Origin of the sequence: Chlorogloeopsis sp. ULAP01, from assembly GCF_030381805.1 — a bacterium.
Taxonomy (GTDB): domain Bacteria; phylum Cyanobacteriota; class Cyanobacteriia; order Cyanobacteriales; family Nostocaceae; genus Chlorogloeopsis.
The window spans coordinates 21,746-44,381 of record NZ_JAUDRH010000011.1 but is presented as its reverse complement, the minus strand read 5'-3'; the positions used below and the strand labels follow the sequence as shown (position 1 = coordinate 44,381).

The window sequence follows — 22,636 nt, the reverse complement described above, 5'->3', positions numbered from 1 at the left end:
AAGCTGTTCCACATTTAACTTACATAAAATGGGCGGACAAGATGTCCACCCCACAAGAGTTGAGTCTCATGTCAATATGCAAACTAGATGTTTTTCAGCTTACCTACCCTAAACAGATTTTCACCCCACAAAATCGGCATCAATTACATCTTCACCGCCGCCACGCGTACCAGTACTACCACTACTATCAGCAGTTTCGGTTGTACCACCACCAGCTTGGGCATAAATAGCACTACCAATTTGCATCATTGCCTGTTGCAAGTCTTGAGTTAGCGATCGCATCCGATCATAATTTTCTTGATTGATGGCTTCACGCAAATCTTTAATCATTGCTTCTGCCCGGCTTTTGTCAGCAGCAGGAACTGTATCACCCAAGTCTCGCAATTGCTTTTCGGCTTGATATGCTAAGGAGTCAGCGTTATTCTTGGTGTCAATTTGTTCGCGGCGTCTTTTATCTTCTTGGGCATGAACTTCTGCATCCCGCACCATGCGCTCTACATCCTGCTTATCGAGCGTAGAAGCGCCAGTAATCGAAATTGATTGTTCTTTCCCTGTAGCCTTATCTTTGGCAGTGACAGAGAGAATACCGTTAGCATCGATATCAAAAGTAACTTCGATTTGCGGTACACCTCTGGGAGCAGGGGGAATACCATCCAAGCGGAAATTTCCTAAGCTCTTGTTATAGCTTGCCATTTCTCGCTCACCTTGCAAGACGTGAACTTCTACGTTCGTCTGCCCGTCAGCTGCGGTAGAGAAGATTTCTGATTTTTTGACAGGGATGGTAGTGTTGCGAGGAATAATTTTTGTCATTACACCGCCGAGAGTTTCCACGCCCAAAGACAAAGGTGTAACATCTAGAAGAAGAATATCTTTGACTACCCCAGCCAAAACACCAGCTTGGATAGCTGCTCCTACTGCTACCACTTCGTCGGGGTTAACACCTTGATGAGGCTCTTTACCTGTTATACGTCGCACTAGTTGTTGGACGGCAGGCATCCGGGTAGAACCACCCACTAATATAACTTCATCGATATCTGCATTGCTCATTTTGGCATCACCGAGAGCTTGTTCCACAGGGATGCGGCAGCGATCCAACAAATCCGCACACATTTCTTCAAACTTTGCCCGCGTCAAAGTTGTGTCAATGTGTTTTGGCCCTTCATGAGTAGCGGTGATGAATGGCAGGTTAATATTAGTTTGAGTAGCACTAGAAAGTTCAATTTTGGCTTTTTCGGCTGCTTCGGTAAGTCGTTGCAGTGCTTGCCTGTCTTTACGCAAGTCTACACCTTCGTTGTGCTGAAATTCGTTAGCAATCCAATCTACAATCTTTTTATCGAAGTCATCACCACCCAAGTGAGTGTCGCCACTGGTGGCTTTAACTTCAAAAACACCTTCACCTACATCTAAAATGGAAACGTCGAAGGTTCCACCACCAAGGTCAAAAACGAGAATGGTTTCGTTAGTCTTTTTGTCTAAACCATAGGCTAAAGCTGCCGCAGTCGGCTCGTTGATAATCCGGAGTACTTCTAAACCCGCTATTTTGCCAGCGTCTTTGGTAGCTTGGCGTTGGGAGTCGTTGAAGTAGGCAGGAACGGTAATAACAGCTTGAGTTACTCTTTCTCCCAAATATTTACTGGCATCATCTGCTAACTTGCGCAGTATTTGAGCAGAAACTTCTTCCGGAGCAAATTGTTTACGTGCAGCTGGACAATCAAGCTTAACGTTACCATCACTGTCGCGCAGAACTTTGTAGGAAACTTCGGTTAGTTCTCTGGTTACTTCATCATACTTGCGCCCGATAAAGCGCTTGACAGAGTAAAAAGTGTTTTCTGGGTTCATGACTGCTTGGCGTCTGGCAATTTGACCAACCAAACGGTCGCCTGTTTTCGTATAAGCTACAACAGAAGGAGTAACGCGTTGTCCTTCGGCATTGGGAATGACAACGGGTTGTCCACCTTCCATAACAGCAACACAAGAGTTTGTTGTTCCTAAATCAATTCCAACTACTTTTGCCATAATGCTCAACTCCTATCATTTTGAGCAAGCAAAAATAGGACTGACAGCACAATTTTTTTTGTAGAGATTGTTCTGTCAATCCTGCTTTTAATTTTTCTGATGCTATTACTAGTTTAATCACCAGAAGTAACAGCTAGGTATAAACTTCAGCAATTACAAAATTTAATTAAATTAACTGGTTGGAGATTGTAATTGTTGCTCAGATTGTGATTGTTGGTTGGATTGTAATTGCTGCTGAGTTTGCCTGTCGTATTCTCCAGCGATCGCCTGAGTTTGTTGTCCGCCGAGGTTAACAGTTACAACTTTATTTTTTTCTTCCTCAGCTTTAGGCATTGTCAGGCACAAAACGCCATTCTTAAATTCTGCTTGCACCTTATCGTTTTGAATTCTAGCGGGTAAAGGAATTATTCGTTGGAGTCTGCCATAACGAAATTCCGAACGTCTCATTCCTTTTTCTTCAGCACTAGTTTCAGATCTACGCTCTCCACTGATAGAAACAGCTTCGGCCGTAACTTTTACATCTAAGTCTTTTGCTTCCATACCAGGAAGTTCAACCCGAATTTCTATACTATCTGAATTATCATGCATTTCTGCTGCTGGTATAAAAGCATAACCAGCCATTTCACCACTCTCGCCGCTTGTAGTCATCATGCGATCAAACAAGCGATTCATTTCGCGTTGCAAGCCAGATATTTCTCGAAAAGGATCCCAACGTTCCATTTCTCGGAAGGGATCCCAACGTGATGGTGTCATATTTCTACCCTCCGATATCTATCAAATGCAAGATTTACAAACCTCTTGCTTCAACTTCAACCTATCAAAGGCATAAATTCTCCTCATCAGCCGAACGGATGAGCTTTATTTTCAATAATTAAAACTACTGAATCTTTCTACCTAATCTATTTGATAGAGTTCAACAAACTATGAGGTTGTAAATATGGAAATGACTTCTAAATGTGGAAGGTTAGAGGTAGGTAAAAATGGCTAAAGTAAATCCAATCCAACTACAAAAACACTTGAAAGGTGTTGATTATCCAGCTAACAAACAACAGTTGATTGAACACGCACAACAGCAAGGTGCTGATGAAAACGCTATCTCTGTATTGCAGCAGATACCTGATCAGGAGTATCAAACTCCAACTGATGTTAGTGAAGCTGTAGGCAAGATTGAATAAGCTGAAGCTAGAGCAGCATAAATCAATGTATTTCTCGTGCTGGCTGGTAGTGGATAGTAGATAGTGGATAGTGGTTAGTGGTTAACTAACTGTACGGGTGGGTTTTGTTGATAATCTTGCCGTTCAAACTGATAATTTATCTTCTAAACCTGCCCCTCCTAACTACCAACTATCAACGTAAATAATCTCCTGATTTACCGCCACTTTTACTTATTAATTGAATCGATTCTATTTGAATCGACTTTTCTAAAGCTTTTGCCATATCGTATAAGGTAAGAGCAGCAACAGAAACAGCAGTTAAAGCCTCCATTTCCACACCAGTTTCGGCTTTGGTTTTGACTGTAGCCTGAATTTGATAACCAGGTAGCTGGGCATCGGGTGTTAAAAGCACTTCTACTTTTTGCAGTGGCAAGGGATGGCATAGGGGAATCAAATTAGCTGTTTGTTTAGCTGCCATGATTCCTGCTAGTCTTGCCGTTCCCAATACATCGCCTTTGGGAGCATTGCCTGCTTGGATAGCTGCAAAAGTTTCTGGTAACATCCGCACTCTAGCAGTAGCTACAGCTTGTCTGACTGTGGGTACTTTTTCAGAAACATCCACCATCTGAGCTTGTCCCTCGCCATCTAAGTGGCTGAGATTGGCTGATAGAAAGTGAGAATTTTCTTGTGTCATTTGGTAATGTTATGTTAATATAGACTCTTGTGACCAATAGGGGCGTGTAGCTCAGTGGACTAGAGCACGTGGCTACGGACCACGGTGTCGGGGGTTCGAATCCCTCCTCGCCCGTTAATTGTAGAGACGCAGAGTTCTGCGTCTCTCTATTTTTTCCTTTAGATTTTGTTTAAGGCGTAAGCATCTTGAGTGCGACCGAAGGCGAAGCGTACTGAGGTACCCAAGTCTTTGCTGGACTTAGTAATAAAAATGAGAATGCCAAGTGCAGTTAAACCAGCAGTGATTCCGAACATATGACGGTAACCAACTTGTTCGGCAAAAGAACCAAGAATAGGCCCAGCGATCGCTATCCCCAAATCAAATCCAGCTATGCAAACAGCAAAAACTCGTCCTCTTTCTTGAGGAAATGAACGGTCTGCCATCATAGTAGAAATCATGGGAATTAGCGTACCACCTCCTGCACCTTCAATCAAGGCAGCTACTAAAAAAGTAGTGCTATTGTTTGCTAGCCACATCAGTGCCATTGATAAACAGTACAAAATCAAGCCAATGGTGACAAATAATCCTCGACCGAAGCGATCGCTAGCACGGCCAATAAATACCCTGCTACTAAAACTTGAAACTGCTGCAACTGTATAAAACAACCCAGCATTCAGCTCAACTTGGGTAGATTTGATGAATAGGGGCGCGAAGGTATGCAAAGTTCCAACCGCCAAACCAACTACTAACATCACTAAAGCTGGTATTCTTACTCTTGGACTGATTAATATACGCCAAAAATTAGTATCTTGAATTTCGGCTGCTTGCTGTGTTTGAACTGATGGATTCACAATCGGCACAACACATAATGCCCCCAATCCACCCAATGCCGCAGCTAATACAAAAACAGCAGTATAATCAACCATAGCTTGTATATAACCGCCTAAAGCAGGCCCAATCGCTAAACCAATCGGATTTACCAGACTCATATAGCCAATGATTTCACCGCGATGCTTGGGAGGTGCTAAGTCTGCTATGAGTGCCATGTAGCCAGTGGCAAAGGCAGCGATACTGATGCCATGAAAAGCACGCAACACCATTAATAGAGGAATGGATGTGACTAGTTCGTAACCAATAGGAGCGATCGCTTCTACTAAAATACCAATCAGCAATACAAGTTTACGACTACGTTTGTCTGCTAATTGCCCTAGCCACGGGCGGAACAATAACATTCCAATAGCAAAACTGCCCATGACTATCCCGATTTGTTGCTTGCTTGCACCCACATCTTGCAAATAAAGCGGCAAAGTAGGCAACAAAGAAGATAAACTAGACCAGAAAAATAAACCTGCTGCAAATAAAATCAGCAGGTTTCGCTGTAATTGGGTATCAAATGTGCGAAATACTTTCACAGCCGATGCTAGTTAATTTTGATGTTTTCTGATCAGCACAATTAAACTAAGAAATGGATTCCTTAGCAGATAATTCAAGTCTACTCAAGCAGATTGCTTATTTTTGTCAACCTTTGTGAGCGACTGTGTGATTATTAGCCTGAACTTTTGTTTACAAAAATATATCTAACCCCTATTGTTACATTACTTAACAAAATTTGACCACCATTTTGTAGAGGAGGCAGCTTGGCGAATAGCATTAACGACTAGATATAATCACCCATCTGCGTGAGTTTTAAATCTAATCGCTTTTTCAATTCTTGTAGAGACTTTTGGGGAGAACACTTTCAACTAGATGAAGCTGTGATTCAACCACTGACAGACATTGGAGAAGTGACGGCACGAATTCTAGATTTTAATCACGATGAACGAGTCGTTGAACGACAAGCTTTGATAGCAGCGCTTAGATATCCTTCTGCATCAGCGCTACGACATATGACAAAGTAGAGAAACAGCAATTATAACAGCACCTGAGAACCTTTTTACCGAACATTGGAATTCCCTGATCGAGTGTTTTTACCCCATTCTTCTAGTAAATAGCTAGAATCATAATGTTCATTTCTTGACATCTAGGCTGTGGACACTGCTACTTGCCCTCGCTGTCATCAAAAAGTTAGCCCGCAGGCTATTACCTGCCCCTATTGTCGTACTCAACTAAAAGCTTACGGCCATCCTGGTATTCCTCTGCACCGGGCTGGTAAAGACGAATATCTTTGTGAAAGTTGTACCTATCATGCCGACGACACTTGTAATTTTCCTCAACGCCCCTACGCTAAAGAGTGTACACTGTATCAAAATATAGAACAGAGCAAGTTAGATTTGCAGCAGATTCGTGAAGCGAAAAGTTTTAATACATCTGTAAAAAATTGGATCAGACGCAATCAGACTTTAGTTCTACTACTTGCTTTATTATTAGTGTGTTTACTGATTACTTTGTTAAATTTCAGTTGACAGTTATCAATCATACTGATTAATCAGATAACTGATAACTGATACTTTCAAACTTCAACTTGCGGGAATAGTGTGTGTTTCTGTAACAGTCTCCACAACTGCTGGTTGTTCTGGTACAACTGTTTCTTCTTCAAAAACTGCTAAATCAAACCAAAAAGTTGTACCCACCCCAACTTCACTTACTAAATTGACTTTACTGTGATGTTTGTCTTCAATAATATTTCTGACAATTGATAGTCCTAAACCAGTGCCTTCTAGAGTGTGAACGCGATTTTCTACCCGGAAAAAGCGATCAAAAATAGCTTTTTGATCTTCTGGGGCAATACCAATACCTGTATCGGCAATTTCTACACGAACACGATAGGGGCGATCGCTTTTGTGGGAATGCGGTGTGAGCTTATAGGCACGGATCGCGACTTTGCCTCCTGCTTTAGTAAATTTAAGGGCATTACCAACCAAATTAGCTAAAACTTGTAGCAATAAATCGTAATGACCTACTATTAGAGGTAATTTAGGTTCTACTTCCTGAATGATTTCAATACCCTTATCTTTGGCATTAAGTTGGTAAGTTCGTAAAGTCTGTTCAATTGCTTGTCCTAGATCTACTGCATCTAAGTTGTAGCGTCGCCCAGATTCAAGCCTAGACAAATCTAAAACATCATTTACCAAGCGGGCTAGGCGATCGGTTTCGTGATTGACAGTTGCTAAGAATTCCTGTCTTTGATCTACACTGAGTTCTTCGCCATAGTCGTGCAAAGTCTCAATGAAAGATTTGATGTTAAATAAGGGTGTGCGCAGTTCGTGGGAAACGTTACTAATAAATTGGCTTTTTGCCTCGTTTAATTCTACTTCACGGGTAATATCTTGTACGGTAATAGCAATGCCTTTAACATTTTCCCTTTGCTGATCAAGTACTGTTGTTAAGAGAATGCGGATTGTGCGATGAATCCCTTGGGTGAGGTGAATACGAAACTCCGCACTTTCACAATCTCCTGCTGCCATTTGGTACAAAGGACGAGTGATTTCGGCTTGCACTGCTGATGGTAAATGGTGCAAAACATTCTCGCCAACTATCTCAACACCTTCCCAGCCAAAAATTCGCCGTGCTGTTGGGTTGACTAAAATCACCTGCATATTATTGTCAATTAAAACTGCTCCATCAGCAATTGTAGAAACCAAAGTTTCCAGCTTGGCTTTTTCGGCAGTCAACTCCTCTATATTTTGTTCTTCATAACGCTCTAAACGCTCTGCCATTTCGTTAAAGCTGAAAATTAATTCTTTGAGTTCTCCTCCAAACGGCAAGTCAATGCGCTGCTTAAAATTCCCAGCTGCAATTTGTTTAACCCCCAGCAATAGTTCTTTAATAGGCTTGGTAATCGTCAAAGCGTTTATTACCCCTCCCAAAATTACCATTACCCAAATTGAGATAAATACAGCAATAGTGACATCACGAGTGAAATTTGTAGAAATCACTGCGGCAGGATTGGGGTTGATGCCAATCGCCAAAACCCCCAGATACTTTTTATCAACCGTTAGAGGCACAAATACATCGGTGACTACGCCATCTGGAGACATATGTTGCCGTACCATCGGCTTATCGGCATCACTCGCATAATCATCTGGCAGTTGTATTCGCCTTTCTATCGTCAGGGAAGTTTCAACTTCTGGTTCCCAAAAAGGAATGCCGAAATAAATTTTCCCAGTTTCATCAGCATAGAGCATATAACGCACGCTCGAAGTACTGCTGTAGAAGCGTTGGGAAAATTGTGCTACCTCAGTCAAATTATGATCCGCAATCAGTGGGGCAACATTGGCTGCAAGTAGCAGTCCCAGATCACGACCGAAGCGTGTATCATTCAGACGTGCATCCTGCTGAATTGTATTTACTGCCCAGAAAGTCAGTCCACTCATCACCAATGATACCACCAAAGTTACGGCAGCCAACAGCTTGGTCTGGAGGGTAAACTCTGACCACCAATTAGCGATCGCTTCTCGGATTGTTTTTAAAGGAGCCAGCATTTTAATAAAAGGTTGTTATAGCGGTAGTCGTTGGCATCAAGTACGACTTTGTTGAAGTAGGTAATGTTAAAGTATATAGTGTACAATTTACCAAACACCCGCCTAAAAGATAAGGTCAAGCACAGAAGCTGTAGCATTTTCATTCACTTGTTGTCAACACCGTTTGTGTACTCCAAATCAAGGAATGATATTAACAAATCAAGGCGATTAAATGGCCAATTTGGCATTCATCCAAATTTAAGAATTCAAATCACCCCAACAACTTAAAATTAACAGTTATTGAAACAAATAGGTTGAGAAGGTGCTTGGGACGTATTTGGACGTGTTTATTTATATCACGCCCAAATCTGCCTATAAGTTATCAATATAGTGTTCGTTTCAAGATATCTTCAAACTGCGGGGAGATGGGGAGAACAACTAACTACTAACTGTTTCTCAATGTCATGACTCGATGCCCAATATCTCTTCGGTAATAAATTCCCTCAAAATGAATGCGCTCAATTCCTGCGTAGGCTTGGGCTAAAGCTTGTTCAAATGTTTCTCCTGTTCCTGTAACATTTAGCACTCTACCGCCATTTGTGACCAACTGTTGTCTATCTAACTTGGTACCTGCATGAAATACAATTGCTCCTGAGGCTACAGCTTCTGGAATTCCTGTAATTACCATACCATTTTCATAAACTTCAGGGTAACCTCCTGAGGCAGCAACAACAGTGGCAGCTGCGCCTGATTTCCAGGCAATAGGTGGCATTGCTGCTAATCGTTGTTCTACGCAGGCAAGCAGCAACTCTTCTAAAGGAGTTTCCAACAATGGCAGAATTACTTGTGTTTCTGGATCGCCAAACCGACAGTTAAATTCTAGAACTTTAAAATTACCGTCGGGAGTAATCATCAATCCGGCATAAAGTACGCCTCGGTAGTCAATATTCTTATTTCTTAAAGCCGTGATCGCTTTTTCTAATACGTCTTTTTGCACACGTTCCATCAATTCTGGAGTGGCGAGCGGTGCTGGAGCGTAAGCTCCCATGCCTCCAGTATTCTCTCCTGTGTCACCTTCACCGATACGCTTGTGATCTTGTGCTGGCAACAACGCTCTAATTGTTAACCCATCAGTCAAAGCCAGAACAGAAACTTCTTGCCCACTCAAACATTCTTCAATCACAACAAAATTTCCAGCCTTGCCAAATTGTCCCCGGAAAATAGCCTCTATTGCCGCGATCGCTTCATCCACTGTTTGGGCAACCGTCACACCTTTGCCTGCTGCTAAACCATCAGCTTTGACAACAATGGGTGCTCCATGTTCTTTGACATAAGATTTTGCTGCTGTCGCTTGCGTAAATACCACAGCATGAGCAGTAGGAATTTTTGCCTCTTGCATCAGAGTTTTAGCCCATGTTTTACTCGCCTCAATCTGCGCTCCTGCCTTGCTTGGGCCAAAAACTACAAGACCGCTATTTTGAAGATAATCTGAAATTCCTTGAGCTAGAGGCACTTCCGGCCCCACTACTACCATAGAAATTTCCTCTTGTTTAGCAAATTGGCTTATTCCTTCAAAGTCATCTGCTGCTAACGACAAGTTTCGACAACTTGGCATAGTTGCTGTACCGCCATTGCCTGGCACACACATAACTTGCTCAATTTGCTTTGATTGCAATAGCTTCCAAACAAGGGCGTGTTCTCGCCCTCCGTTACCTACAACTAAAACTTTCACGCTTTTTCCTCGTGCGTCCCTTGCAAGTGAGAATGCCCTATGGCTATTCGCCGTTCAAATTTTTTTAATACTTACGTAATTCTACTGCTATTGTGGGATTGATTAGCTATTTATTGGCAAAGCAACCTAGCAACACTTAGGATTTATGCAGATTTTCCGATTGTGGAGCAACTCCACCAAGAATAATTTTATTTTGCTCAACATCATGGAAGATATGATTCATTAACCTTGCTTGTCAAATCAGTAAGAAATACTAATCATTTTTTCATCTTCAATGTCGTGTGCATAAAATTTATAAGAGTTTAACTATCATACTAATTGAAAAATAAAATGATTGTGAACTACCCATCGCTAATTACTTCGTAATATAGCGTGGGCTTCGGAATTCACAGGCTCATGCTCAACCGTGGACTTTTTACGCCCCCGTTTGAGACTTACAGAGCCTCCTTCCGCAGTAGCTCCGGTTCCCGAAGCCAATATCCGCAAGCCTTCATTTCTGATGTTGATAGCAGCCGTGATATCCCTGTCATGCCTTGTCTTACAAGAGCTACAAGTCCAAGAGCGAATATCCAACGGCAAGCTACCGACAACATTTAGACAGACATGGCAAGTTTTACTAGAAGGGAAAAATCTACTTACTTCTAAGTACACTTTGCCTGTTGCCTCAGCTTTGTATTTAAGCATGGTACAAAACATTCCCCACCCTACCTGACTTATTGCCTTAGATAGATTAGGGTTTTGCACCATCCCTTTTACATATAAGTCTTCTACAACAATCACTTGGTTTTCGTTTACTATCTTGCGGGATAGCTTGTGTAGAAAGTCTTCACGACAACGAGCAACTTTTGAATGAGTTTTAGCAACTAATTTCCTAGCTTTATCTCGATTTTTAGAGCCTTTTACCTTACGAGCTAAACTTTGTTGCTTACGTTTGAGATTTCTTTCCCGTTTTTTCATCCATCGGGGTTGCTTGATTTTGGCGCTATCTGAAGTCACAACAAAATCAGTCAATCCTAAATCAAGACCTATTGCTTTGCCTTCAGTTGAAGGCGTTGCAACAGGTAAACCATCTTCAAATAATAAAGATGCGTAGTACTTTCCGTCAGGATTTTTAGACAAGGTAACAGTTTTGAGCTTGCCTGTAATCTCCCGATGAATTTTGCCGAAAATATTCCCTACTTTTGGGACTTTGATGTAATCCCCCTCAACTTTGACGTTTTGAGGGTAGGTGATTGACTGCCTACCATGCTTGGACTTGAATCTGGGATATCTTGCCCTACACTCAAAGAAGTTGATAAAGGCACGACTGAGATTCAAACAAACAACTTGCAAACATTGTGAATAAACTTCACCCAACCACTCGAATTCTTTCTTGAGTTGCGGCAATTGCTTTTGATAATCAAACCTAGATAAACCCTTGCCCGTCTCCTTGTAAATCTCGTTGTTTTGGGCTAGAAACCTATTCCAAAGCCAACGAGCGCAACCAAAACCCTTGGCAAGAGATATTTCTTGTTTCTCTGTTGGGTATATCCTGATTTTGACAACCTTGAGTATATCGGCCTAGCAACTCAATATTATCTATCATAAATCTTTTTCGTGATAAACATAATCCCTGTCCGTGATTCATCATGTCGCCAATCGTTCCGATATGGCGCACGACTTCTCACGGTTGAAGTTAAATTTTTATCTAGTACCTGCTAGCTAAAATCTTAGTTACAAGCTTGAGATATTGCCGAAAATAACGTTAATATGATTGTTTGACTACTGTTAGTTATCGAATTTTGTATACTGCACAAATCTGGTTTGACACTTTCTTGACATTTTAAAGTTAATTATGCAACAGATAAAATTAACTGTATCATCAGGGTCAAAAGCTACTAACTGCTTGTTTACCGCTATCTTAACATTGAACAAAAATCATTAAATTTTTATAAAAGTGTCAGTTTTCTTCATCATTTTCCGTATGTTTGCGATATTGTATATAGAAATTTGCTAGAGATAGTGGATATCTCAAGCTTGCAGAGTTTATCTTTACCTTAAACACCTCTGATCAAGCCCTCTTTTGATCTATAGGTTTGTTAGATAAAGTACAGATGCAGGAAAAAACACAAGCAAGATTTTGCAACTCATCCCGAAAACACTATATATTCTTTGATGAGCAACTTCGTCAGAAGATAGAAGCTCAAATTTATATGGCAGAAGGTTTTACAGAGTTTTTAGTAGACTTTTTGCCTGATGAGTCATTAGGCTATGGTCCCTAACTTAATGAATGGAGCAAATAAAAGATATGTGCTGAGATTGTTAGTATGAGGTGCCAGACATTCTTAAGATATGGATTCTCACATTTTTATCTATATCTGTTTGTCTATGAGGAGTCTAAAACCCATCTTCGTACTTGTTGCAAATTTAGGTTGGGGTAACAGTTCCAAAGCCAAATCCATTGTTAAGAGTTCCCCATTCCCTTGCAAGGATTCCCTTCTGTCCCCGGCATAGCTGCCTTTTTATCATTCATGAGCATTTTTGATGAGTGTCAGCAAAGTTAGGTGGACGTAGATCGAGTGTTTTGGTGGTAATTACCGTACAAAACCGAATTTGAGAGCAACTAAGTAGAGTTAGTTATGATATAGTAGAGTGGTTAAGACTTGCTTTACCAAAGTAATCTACTCTACGCATAGGCGATAACTTCCACGCGGAAAGCAGTTTTGATTAAGTATTTTAGGAAACCAAATCTGAATTAACATTGAAGTTATGAATCAGCAAGTGATTCACCCAATGGTGAAATTGCAACGTAAAGTGCAATCACTCGTAGACTCAAAGATCATCAAGCCAACTGACAGTATTTGGAAAATAGCCTTGCTTTACGGCAACGAATGGCAATACTGGAAAAAAGAATTGCTAGACTTCGGGTTTAGTATGCAAGATCCAGTCAGCGAATTATTGGCAGTAGAAGCTTGGGATGAGGAGTAACAGAGCTAGAAGTTGGTAATATAGCCACTATGCCCTTAAAAGTTCCTTAGAACTTTGAGTTGATCAAAATTCTTTCGGTTCTGGTAAATAACATAGGGCTTTCGGTGATAGTATCTAAGGTGCGGGTTGACTAGATTACTAAATCTACAATACCTGCAAATACTGGCTATATCTGCCTGTAGTGTATTTATCTATAGCAGGAGACAGGGTTAAAACTCTCTTGCTGTAACCTTTTTATCGTTAGTTGATGTCCGAAACTATCTGGCAACTGCCATATAGTCCAATCCAAGATTTGTCATTCAGACTGCGGGGAAAGAGGACAAAGAGACAGCGAACAGGAAATAGGGAAAAAATACAAGGGGAGTAATTGTACAGACTTAAGGAATATTGTAAGTTGTACAGACACTAAAGAACCGAAGCGTCTACACTAACAAATGACTATCGACTAATACCAAATTGGCACGCGGGAGTCTTGTTTCAAAATTTTGGACTAGCATATTAATCAATGTTTTTAATCCAAAATCCATGCATTGGTATAACCACTATTGGCAATCTGCTAATGCAATAGCTAAATCTTTGGCAGTTTGATAGCGATCACGTGGCAATGGTTCTGTGACGTGTTCTATTACTTCTCGTAATTTAGGAGTAACAGTGGGAACTTTTGTTAAATCGAACCGGAAGTTACGTCCTTTTTGGCGATAAAACTTAAAAGGATTTTCGCCAGTTAGTAGAAAAATTAGTGTTGGCCCAATAGCATACAGATCTGATTGTGTTACGGGTTGTCCCCGTTCTTGTTCAGGTGCGCAATAACCTTCTGCACCGATACGAGTACCGGGCGTAGTGCCTATTTCTTTTACCGCACCAAAATCCAACACAACTATACGATTATTAGAGTTTCGCACCATGAGGTTGGCGGGTTTAATATCACGATGAATGAGTGGAGGATCTTGACTGTGCAGATAATCTAAAATGTCACAAGTTTGAATCATCCAAGCGATCGCAACAGAAGGTATGACAGGGCCTTTAAGCAAAATCAATTTCTCTAAATCCTGTCCGTGGACTAATTCCATTGCTAAGTACTTTTTTCCACCTTCTACAAAGAAGTCATAGTACAAAGGAATACCTGGATGGTGAAGAGATTTGAGAGTGTGCGCCTCCCTCTCAAATAATTCGCGAGCTTTGGCGATTTTAGCCATATCAGCATTCATTTGCTTTAAGACTAGTAGCTGTGGATGTCCGGCAATTTCTCCTGTTTTATCCCAAGCTAAATAGGTTGTACCCATACCTCCTTGTCCTAGTGTCCGTAACACCTGATACTTGCGGATTGTCTGCTGCACAGATATGGGTTGTCCGCAGTGGACACAAAATAGGTTGTTAGGAGAGTTTCCTTCGTGAGTGCAACTGTCGGATGAAGCACTTGATTGGTTTGGAGAGGTTTCCTGCTCAATTTGAAACTTGAGAATTGGGCCTCCTCGTGCTAGTTGTAGTAAGGAATTATTTGGTAACAGGCTTTGAACTACCAAAACTTCATTTATAAAAGTACCATTTGTACCTTTACTAATTACCTGCCATGAACCACTATTTTGGTTAGAACTGAGTTGTCTGATCTCTAAATGATATCGAGACACTAGCGTGTCATTTAAAACAACATCATTATCAGTGGAACGACCAATTCGGATTATATGCTCGTTCTCAAAGTGCCATTGTTTGAGAGGCGTTTTTTTTTGCGGTTCTAGCAGGGTCAGAATAACCACATTACGGATAATTTGTTAATAGATAGTAGTTAGAGTAGGGGAGGCAGCGCTGACTCCCCAATTTGGACTGCAAAGAGGGTATTGCACGCCTGCGTAGTGGCTCTTTTCTGCTTTCCCTTGCTTACCATTGACGATTAACCAGTAACTATTTCCTTTTGACTTTCTAGGTCAGGGCGTACTTTTGCCCGTACAAGCACAACAGTTATGTTGTCATGACCATTGTAATCGTTTGCGACATTAATTAAGTCTCGGATCCCATCTTCTAAATTCACGCCAGAACTGAGTAAGGGAAGTAGATGAGTCTGCCAATTAGTTTCTAGCAAATCATTATCTGACAAGCCATCTGAAGCCAGGACAAAAAGGGTATCTTCAGATATTTCAAAAAATTTAACATCAGGAATGATAAAATTCTCATCTCGTGGGCCAAGAGCTTGGGTAAGCTGGTAGGCATCTGGACGAGCATAAGCCACGCTAGGTTCTACCCCACGGGAAATTTCCCGTCGACCTACTTCGTGATCTACAGTGACTTGTTCTATACCTCTTTTGCGAGTTACACAATAAAGGCGACTATCACCGACATGAGCTACTACTGCTTGAGTATTTTGAATTAACAGCATGACCAAAGTAGTACCCATGCGGCCGATACCAGAACGGGCATCTTGTTGATTAACATCGTAAATTGCCTGGTTGGCTTGCCGTACTGCCTCGCGGATATGTTCTTCTGTAGGCAATTCGCTGGTTGTCCAATTAGTTTTAAAGTATTGGCGTACAGTGTTTACAGCTAAAGCACTGGCTACCTCGCCACCAGCGTGTCCACCCATACCATCGCAAAGAATATATAGAGCACGTGCTTGTAAGTTGCGAGTGTTGGGCAATTCCAGCTTTGCTATTTTGGTATCAATGCCAAAGTAGTCTTCATTATGATGTCTTTGCCGTCCAACGTCAGTGAGTCCAGCGTGTTCCAGGCTGATTAACTGCATTGGCAGTACCACTGTTGGCAGATCATCAATTTTTGTGGCAATGTCTTCTTCTTGTTCATTGAATTGCACAATTGGCGGTGAGTCATGATCTTGATTTGCCGCAGATGTCATATTTGGTTTGCTACTACTAGAGGGAGCTTGCAGATCAGAAGCGATCGCCTGCAAACGTGATTGTAACTCTAGCAAGGTCTGAATGTTGCCAATCTCCAAATCTCCTAACAGTTGTAACAAAGAGCCAAATTGAGTACGTTGAGACTCTTTAAATAATTTCTGCCAAACATTTCCTAAAGCTTGGAGGGTTAAATCTTCTGTGGAGGTGGTTATTGATTGAGTCAGTGCGACATTTTTTAATGGCTGTGCATACAACATTTGTAAGGCTAGTGCTTGGTCTTCATCCAAACGTAGATTGGACAACTTTAAAAGACTTTGACGACAATTTAATGGTTCTAACAGCGCCCAGAGTCGGCTCATCTGATATAAATAGTTAACCATCTGCAAAGAACTGGTTTTGTCATCGCGCCACAAGTCAAGTAGATAAGGCCAGCGATCGCGATCTTCAATCAGCACCACCTGTATATCTCCTTGCTGCCATGCATCGTGAATAGGAGGTATACCTTGGTTCGTGTAGGATTGGAGGGCAATATAAGTTTTAGCAATGTCAGGTAAACTCACAGCCGAGCTTGTTGAGGTTACTAACTCCTGATTCTGATTGGTTAGCATTGCCTCCAGGAGCGAAATTTGAAACGGCTGACAGTCTAAAACTCGAACGCACCACTGAGTGTTAGTGGGCATTTCCTCCAAATTTGGTAGCGATTCTAGCAATTGATAGCGTTTCTGTGGATCTAAATAAGAACCTTCTGGAAGAGAAGATGGCACAGAAGGGTACACCGAGATGAAAGGACGGGGTGAGACGGGAGCATTTTCACTTTCGAGATCGTTGTCCTCCGGGTTAATTAGTTGCTCGCCACTCTCTGGGTGTGGAAACTGCTTGACATCTCCAACAGGGGGGGTACTCTCCAAGTTAATCTTATCCGAATGCACTTCGCCAATACCATCGAGCGTAGGAGACGAAGGTTCTAAATCACGCTGTTCTTCTTTTTCGATATCATCAAAGCCTGTTTCCCCGATGACAAAATTCTCTACTTTGGCAATAATCGCCCACCAAATTGTGCCACATTCTGCACCGCAGTTATGACAAATTTGTACATTTAAAGGTACTTCAGCATTGCATTCAGAACAAACCTTGTGGGTTAGGGATGCCCCACAGTTTTGACAAAACTTATTGGTATTGGGATTTTCAAATTTACACTGAGGGCAAATCAGCATTGTGGAAGTTCCTTAATTCCCGCTCCAAGGTGCTTTTAAGTATTACTATTTCAAATGCCACATTCGGCACTTCTGCCAGCAGCAGATCTACAAATGATTGTAGTTTCACAAGCAGATTTTTGTCGCAGTCTTAATTTTTATGCATGGTCTAGTTAAATTTCGACTAGACAAGTTCTTACCGATAATTGTAACCACCTCTGGAGTCTGGAACTGGATTGTAATATTTATTGGTGAGTAGTGATTGTTTAAAAGTTTTTACTCATGTTAGACTTTCACCTTAAAGTGGTAGTTGGACAGTCAAAGAAGTACAGTTTGACTTACTTTCAACCTCTATTGTTCCCCCTAAATACTTGGTGAGCTTTTGTACCAGTGCTAGTCCTAAACCTGTTCCTCCCTGTTTCCAAGGGTCGTTACTGGGAATGCGGTAAAACTTCTCAAAAATATGCGGTAATTCAGAGGCGGGTATTTCTACACCATAATTACTTACTTGCAATTGAATGCTGTTGACTTTTGCTTGAGCAGCAATGATAATATCTGCTTCTGGTGGACTAAATTTACAAGCGTTAGTAAGCAATTCTATCAAAATGCGCTCTAGGCTAAATGGATCGCACAGTAGAGGAGGAAGATTGGAAGCAATCTTCAAGTTTAAATTGTGTTTACAGCCATTGCGATTACGTGCTTTAAATAGCTCTACTACTCGCTCCAACCATTCATTGACTTGAATTTTCTCTAAGACTAAAGGTTTAGTACTGGTATCCAGTCGCTGTAAATCTAGGAAGTTATTAATTAAATTTATTTCTCGTTCACACTCGTTGTTTAAAATTTGAAAATAGCGAGCAAATTTAGAGCGTTCGGCATATGGCTTTGCCATTTCCAACAATAAATTGTGTTCTTTATTAAGTGCAATTCCCATCATTTGGATCGCCATTTTCATATTAGTTAGCGGTGTACGTAATTCGTGGGAAACTGTACTAAGAAATTCGTCTTTCAGACGATTGAATCTTTCTATCTCTTCTAATTGTGTTTGTGCAGCTTTTTGGCTTTTCTTCAAAGCTAACTCTGCTAACTTACGTTCTGTAATATCAATCCCAGAGCCTATGTAACCGATAAATTTACCGTTGGAATTAAACCTTGGAAGTCCTGTATTTAATATCCATCGGTACTCTTCATCAATATGCTTTAAGCGATGTTCTATCTGGAATTTTGCACGTGTATTAAATGCAGATTCATAAGTTTGTCTACAGAAGTTTTTATCTTCGGGATGTACTTGCTCTAACCAATTAAAATCTTGTTGCTGTTGGCTGCTACTTCCAGTGAATTCTAGCCATGATTGATTCAAAAAATTGCATACTCCCTCAGTTCCAGCTACCCACAACATTACTGGCAATGTATTGGCTATCAGATACAGATATTGTTCATTTTCTTGGCAGCCACAATTAAAAAGTTTTTCTGCTGTGATATCTTCAAATATCATTAAAACCAGTTGATTGTCCTTCCCAGAATCTAATATCCGTGCAACTACTTTTGCCCACTGCATTTTACTGGCAGGACAGTTCAAGCGAAATTCCCAACTAGCTTCACTCTCTGGCGCTCCCTGAAACAATCGCATGAAGGCGTGAAATAACCTTTGTTGTTCAGACTGAATGAATAAGTTAAAAACGGGCTTGTGGATTAGTTCCTCTGGAGAATAACCAAGGCTGTTTGCACCTAGCTTATTCACAGATAAAATGATCCCGCTTCTATCCAAGGTTAAGTACACACAAGGAGTATTCTCATACAACTTGCGGTACCATAAGAGTTCGTCTTCAGTGCGACGCCAGGTTTCAGATGTGCAAATCTCTACATCGGAGGCTCGTTCTGGTACAAGTTCCAAGCGTGTAGGTGGTACTGATGCTATATTCTGTTGTTCTTGGCAGGAATGATGCCAGCTAGATGGCTGATTAAGGCTCATAAGACTTAAACTTGCACCCAAGCGCTGGTGTTTACTATGGGAAAAAAATAGAAAATCATTATACTGCTTATAGCGTAATTTTTGGACAAAATCATGAATAAAAACTTATGTAACAAACATAATCTCTTGTTTTCTATATTTAGCTTTAATCAGTAACTCCTAACTCTGGACGTCAGGTATTTAACAATTTGTGTTTATTTTGGTTTAAACAAAGAATAGTTAACTTTATAACTTTTACTATCAGTATTTATGCTTTTTTAACAAGTTAACAGCAAAAATCAAATTGTGTAACAATTTTAATTCTCTAGAAGTGAGATCACGCCATTGTCCTGGATTAAGTCCATCTATTTGTAAATGGGCGATCGCTACCCTCACAAGTCTTAGAGTCGGAAATCCAACAGCTGCGGTCATTCGCCGTACTTGCCGATTTTTTCCTTCTGTCAAAGTCATCTCTAACCATGCTGTCGGTACAGTTTTGCGAAATCTAATTGGCGGGTTGCGATCGCTTAAGGGAGGTTCTTCGCTCAAAAGTCGCACCTTTGCGGGTCGAGTGCGGTAATCTTTAATTAATACACCTGCTTCTAACTTTTTGAGAGCAGCTTGATCGGGAATTCGTTCAACTTGTACCAAATAAGTGCGTTCATGTCCAAACCGAGGATCGCAAAGGCGATGTTGCAATTGTCCGTGGTTTGTCAGCAGCAGCAAACCCTCACTATCCCAGTCCAAACGCCCCACAGGATAGACATCAGGAACTTGGATATAGTCTTTTAACGTGCTCCGAGTCGGACTATCTTGGGAAAATTGACTGAGGACACCATAAGGTTTGTAGAAGAGAATATAGCGATAGTGGTTAGTCATTGGTGATTGGTCATTGGTTAGTGGTGAGCCAGCACTCTTGGTAGGGTTTCCAACGGACAGTTCCTCCAAGGGGGGAAACCCTCCGAAGTTCTGAAGTTCCCTCCGGGACGCTTCGCGTAGACGCGCTCTGCGCAGCTTCAAGGTAGAGTACCCGGAGGGTTACATAGTTAGTTGTTCTCCCCATCTCCCCTGTTCCCCTGCCCCTGGTGCTCCCCCGCTTCCACTCTCCTTGTCCCCTTGTCCCCACTCTCCCCATTGCTTTCATCTTGCCTGCTAATTGACAGAACTAATAACAGTTTAGGTATTTCAATCAAGACAATTGAGTGAGAAGTTATATTATGGCAATTTCCAAGATGTGCCGTCGGTCTTTCCTGTTGTTGGCAGGTGCTGGTTTGGCTAAAGGATTCGCAATGTTACAGCCAGCTGATGCTAAAACTATACAAGTAAATAAGGGAAAGATAAATGGTATCTCTTTTTATCGAGTGATTATTGACCTCACTGATCCGAAAACCTTTATTACTATTGGTTTAGCTAATAATGCAACTTTTGCTAATACAGCACAACGTAGCAATGGAGACGAGGATTTTAGTCGTATGGTAGCTCGTTCTCATGCTGCGGTTGTTGCAAATGGTACATTTTTTGCGAAAAGCTCCCAGAAAACTGTGATGGGCAACATGGTGGCGGGAGGAAGATTTCTCAAGTATAGTAAGTGGGAAAATTTTGGCACTACTTTGGGCTTACGAGTAGGCAATAAACCGGAAATGGTAACAGCACGGGTTGATGGCAAACCTAAATGGAAAGAACATTGGTTTTCTATCACTTGTGGTCCTCGATTGCTAAGACGGGGAAAAATCTGGGTGAAACCAAAATTGGAAGGTTTCAAAGATCCTCATGTTTTAGGTATTGCTACACGTGCGGCAATTGGGTTTCCGGCTAGTGGCAAAAAATTGATATTAGTACATTTCGAGAAACCAATTACTTTAGAGCAAGAAGCAAGAGCGATGAGAGCAATTGGTTGTTATGAAGCGATGAACTTAGATGGAGGAACATCGAGGGCATTAGCCGCCAATGGTAGAATCATCATCCCTGCTAGACGACGTCTGACGAATGCGATCGTAGTTTATGATGCCAAGCATCCTGCTCCTACAGCTCTGCGAAAGTCATGGGAAAGGTTTCAGAAAGGTCAGCGGCCTGTAGTACCTGGCAGTTAAATTGAACAGCGATCGCGCTTGTGGTAAACCAACATCACCCTCATGAATTGTTAACTCCTTGCCCCCAACCATAACCAAAGTGGTACAATCACTACCATGCTAGGGGTGCCTGCATTTAGAGGCTGAGATTACACCCTTAGAACCTGCATCCGGGTAATACCGGCGAAGGGAAGCTGTTTATCGAGGAAAGCAAATATGCGGACAGAATGGGTCGCCAAGCGGCGCGGGCAGAGCAATGTCAGTCAAATGCATTATGCCCGTCAAGGTGTGATTACCGAAGAAATGGACTACGTCGCCAAGCGGGAAAATCTACCCGTTGAGCTAATAAAAGACGAAGTAGCGCGGGGACGGATGATTATTCCTGCGAATATTAATCACACTAACTTAGAGCCAATGTGCATCGGCATTGCCTCCAAGTGTAAAGTTAATGCTAATATCGGTGCTTCTCCCAATTCTTCTAACATTGAAGAAGAACTGGCAAAACTGAGACTGGCAGTAAAATATGGTGCTGATACCGTAATGGATCTTTCCACGGGTGGTGGTAATTTGGATGAAATTCGTACCGCCATCATCAATGATTCGCCCGTTCCCATAGGCACAGTGCCAGTCTACCAAGCTTTAGAAAACGTTCATGGCAGGATAGAAAATCTCACTCCTGATGATTTTCTCCATGTGATTGAGAAGCATGCCCAGCAGGGTGTAGATTACATGACTATCCACGCTGGGATTTTGATTGAATATTTACCTTTAGTAAGAAACCGCATCACTGGCATTGTTTCTCGTGGTGGTGGCATTTTAGCAAGGTGGATGCTTCATCATCACAAGCAAAACCCATTGTATACTCACTACCGTGACATCATTGAGATTTTTCAGAAGTATGATGTCTCATTTAGCTTAGGTGACTCACTCCGTCCTGGTTGTACTCACGATGCCTCCGACGAAGCACAGTTAGCCGAACTCAAAACCCTTGGAAAATTGACTCGCAAAGCTTGGGAACATAATGTACAAGTAATGGTCGAAGGCCCCGGACACGTACCGATGGATCAAATTGAGTTCAATGTCAAGAAGCAAATGGAAGAGTGTTCAGAAGCACCCTTCTATGTACTGGGGCCATTGGTCACAGACATTGCTCCTGGCTACGACCACATTACCTCGGCAATTGGCGCAGCAATGGCTGGATGGTACGGTACTGCAATGCTGTGCTACGTAACACCCAAAGAACACTTGGGTTTACCTAATCCTGAAGATGTGCGCAATGGCTTAATTGCCTATAAAATTGCAGCTCATGCAGCTGATATTGCCAGACATCGCCCAGGGGCAAGAGACAGAGATGATGAACTTTCCCATGCTCGGTACAACTTTGACTGGAATCGTCAGTTTGAATTAGCACTCGATCCTGAAAGAGCTAAGGAATACCACGACGAAACTCTGCCAGCAGACATCTACAAAACTGCTGAATTTTGCTCGATGTGCGGCCCCAAATTCTGCCCTATGCAAACCAAAGTTGATGCTGATGCGCTGACAGAATTAGAAAAGTTCTTGGCGAAAGAAACTGTTACCCAAAGTTAACCTTTTAAATAACGTAGAGGGAGATGGAGAATATAGAGAATTTCT

18 protein-coding genes, 1 tRNA gene and 1 riboswitch are annotated in these 22,636 nt (G+C 41.7%); of the genes, 8 read left to right on the top strand and 11 right to left on the bottom strand.

The window, feature by feature from the left end; translation table 11 throughout:
• Window positions 1-120: 120 nt before the first annotated feature.
• Both dnaK and QUB80_RS21345 read right to left on the bottom strand, forming a co-directional pair.
• Window positions 121-2,016: a molecular chaperone DnaK gene (gene dnaK, locus QUB80_RS21350; RefSeq protein WP_289791522.1), complete on the bottom strand. Its 1,896-nt coding sequence runs from the start codon at window positions 2,014-2,016 to the stop codon at window positions 121-123.
• 171 nt (window positions 2,017-2,187) lie between these two features.
• Complete coding sequence (locus QUB80_RS21345) at window positions 2,188-2,769, bottom strand: Hsp20/alpha crystallin family protein (protein WP_289791521.1); 582 nt, start codon at window positions 2,767-2,769, stop codon at window positions 2,188-2,190.
• A 227-nt stretch (window positions 2,770-2,996) separates the two neighbouring features.
• On the opposite strand from QUB80_RS21345, the gene QUB80_RS21340 reads away from it, so the two are divergent.
• Window positions 2,997-3,191, top strand: a complete 195-nt coding sequence (locus QUB80_RS21340; protein WP_289791520.1) for a DUF2795 domain-containing protein — start codon at window positions 2,997-2,999, stop codon at window positions 3,189-3,191.
• Window positions 3,192-3,363: 172 nt separating this feature from the next.
• Here QUB80_RS21340 and moaC read toward each other — a convergent pair whose 3' ends face one another.
• On the bottom strand, window positions 3,364-3,864 hold the full coding sequence (moaC, locus tag QUB80_RS21335; protein WP_289791519.1) for a cyclic pyranopterin monophosphate synthase MoaC: 501 nt from the start codon (window positions 3,862-3,864) through the stop codon (window positions 3,364-3,366).
• A 40-nt stretch (window positions 3,865-3,904) separates the two neighbouring features.
• On the opposite strand from moaC, the gene QUB80_RS21330 reads away from it, so the two are divergent.
• A tRNA-Arg gene (locus tag QUB80_RS21330) sits at window positions 3,905-3,978 on the top strand.
• A gap of 44 nt (window positions 3,979-4,022) precedes the next feature.
• Here the strand turns inward: QUB80_RS21330 and QUB80_RS21325 are convergent.
• Complete coding sequence (locus QUB80_RS21325; RefSeq protein ID WP_289791518.1) at window positions 4,023-5,255, bottom strand: MFS transporter; 1,233 nt, start codon at window positions 5,253-5,255, stop codon at window positions 4,023-4,025.
• A 267-nt stretch (window positions 5,256-5,522) separates the two neighbouring features.
• Here QUB80_RS21325 and QUB80_RS21320 point away from each other — a divergent pair, with 267 nt between their 5' ends.
• Both QUB80_RS21320 and QUB80_RS21315 read left to right on the top strand, forming a co-directional pair.
• Window positions 5,523-5,741: a hypothetical protein gene (locus QUB80_RS21320; protein ID WP_289791517.1), complete on the top strand. Its 219-nt coding sequence runs from the start codon at window positions 5,523-5,525 to the stop codon at window positions 5,739-5,741.
• 129 nt (window positions 5,742-5,870) lie between these two features.
• On the top strand, window positions 5,871-6,245 hold the full coding sequence (locus QUB80_RS21315) for a zinc ribbon domain-containing protein (RefSeq protein ID WP_289791516.1): 375 nt from the start codon (window positions 5,871-5,873) through the stop codon (window positions 6,243-6,245).
• Between the two features lie 54 nt (window positions 6,246-6,299).
• Here QUB80_RS21315 and nblS read toward each other — a convergent pair whose 3' ends face one another.
• The 3 genes from nblS to QUB80_RS21300 form a co-directional block, all read right to left on the bottom strand.
• Window positions 6,300-8,264: a two-component system sensor histidine kinase NblS gene (nblS, locus tag QUB80_RS21310; protein ID WP_289791515.1), complete on the bottom strand. Its 1,965-nt coding sequence runs from the start codon at window positions 8,262-8,264 to the stop codon at window positions 6,300-6,302.
• A 424-nt stretch (window positions 8,265-8,688) separates the two neighbouring features.
• Window positions 8,689-9,975 carry a phosphoribosylamine--glycine ligase gene (purD, locus tag QUB80_RS21305; protein ID WP_289791514.1) on the bottom strand — a complete coding sequence of 429 codons (1,287 nt, stop codon included), beginning with the start codon at window positions 9,973-9,975 and terminating at the stop codon, window positions 8,689-8,691.
• A 351-nt stretch (window positions 9,976-10,326) separates the two neighbouring features.
• On the bottom strand, window positions 10,327-11,529 hold the full coding sequence (locus QUB80_RS21300; protein ID WP_289791700.1) for an RNA-guided endonuclease InsQ/TnpB family protein: 1,203 nt from the start codon (window positions 11,527-11,529) through the stop codon (window positions 10,327-10,329).
• 539 nt (window positions 11,530-12,068) lie between these two features.
• Here QUB80_RS21300 and QUB80_RS21295 point away from each other — a divergent pair.
• Entirely contained in the window at window positions 12,069-12,236 is a 168-nt protein-coding gene (locus tag QUB80_RS21295) for a hypothetical protein (protein ID WP_289791513.1), read from the top strand.
• Between the two features lie 487 nt (window positions 12,237-12,723).
• Window positions 12,724-12,942, top strand: a complete 219-nt coding sequence (locus QUB80_RS21290; protein WP_289791512.1) for a DUF4327 family protein — start codon at window positions 12,724-12,726, stop codon at window positions 12,940-12,942.
• 542 nt (window positions 12,943-13,484) lie between these two features.
• On the opposite strand, the gene QUB80_RS21285 is transcribed toward QUB80_RS21290, so the two are convergent.
• The 4 genes from QUB80_RS21285 to QUB80_RS21270 all read right to left on the bottom strand — a co-directional run bounded on the left by QUB80_RS21285 (window position 13,485) and on the right by QUB80_RS21270 (window position 19,811).
• Window positions 13,485-14,696, bottom strand: a complete 1,212-nt coding sequence (locus tag QUB80_RS21285; protein WP_289791511.1) for an FHA domain-containing serine/threonine-protein kinase — start codon at window positions 14,694-14,696, stop codon at window positions 13,485-13,487.
• Window positions 14,697-14,830: 134 nt separating this feature from the next.
• The gene (locus QUB80_RS21280) at window positions 14,831-17,002 is read right to left on the bottom strand and encodes a serine/threonine phosphatase (protein ID WP_289791510.1); all 2,172 of its coding nucleotides are present in this window, start codon (window positions 17,000-17,002) and stop codon (window positions 14,831-14,833) included.
• 277 nt (window positions 17,003-17,279) lie between these two features.
• The gene (locus QUB80_RS21275) at window positions 17,280-18,953 is read right to left on the bottom strand and encodes a sensor histidine kinase (protein ID WP_289791509.1); all 1,674 of its coding nucleotides are present in this window, start codon (window positions 18,951-18,953) and stop codon (window positions 17,280-17,282) included.
• A 240-nt stretch (window positions 18,954-19,193) separates the two neighbouring features.
• The gene (locus tag QUB80_RS21270; protein ID WP_289791508.1) at window positions 19,194-19,811 is read right to left on the bottom strand and encodes an rRNA large subunit pseudouridine synthase E; all 618 of its coding nucleotides are present in this window, start codon (window positions 19,809-19,811) and stop codon (window positions 19,194-19,196) included.
• A 338-nt stretch (window positions 19,812-20,149) separates the two neighbouring features.
• Between QUB80_RS21270 and QUB80_RS21265 the strand changes: the two genes are divergently transcribed.
• Window positions 20,150-21,022: a phosphodiester glycosidase family protein gene (locus tag QUB80_RS21265; RefSeq protein ID WP_289791507.1), complete on the top strand. Its 873-nt coding sequence runs from the start codon at window positions 20,150-20,152 to the stop codon at window positions 21,020-21,022.
• A gap of 91 nt (window positions 21,023-21,113) precedes the next feature.
• Window positions 21,114-21,210: riboswitch (TPP riboswitch) on the top strand.
• Window positions 21,211-21,217: 7 nt separating this feature from the next.
• The gene (gene thiC / locus QUB80_RS21260) at window positions 21,218-22,591 is read left to right on the top strand and encodes a phosphomethylpyrimidine synthase (RefSeq protein ID WP_289791506.1); all 1,374 of its coding nucleotides are present in this window, start codon (window positions 21,218-21,220) and stop codon (window positions 22,589-22,591) included.
• Window positions 22,592-22,636: the final 45 nt, after the last annotated feature.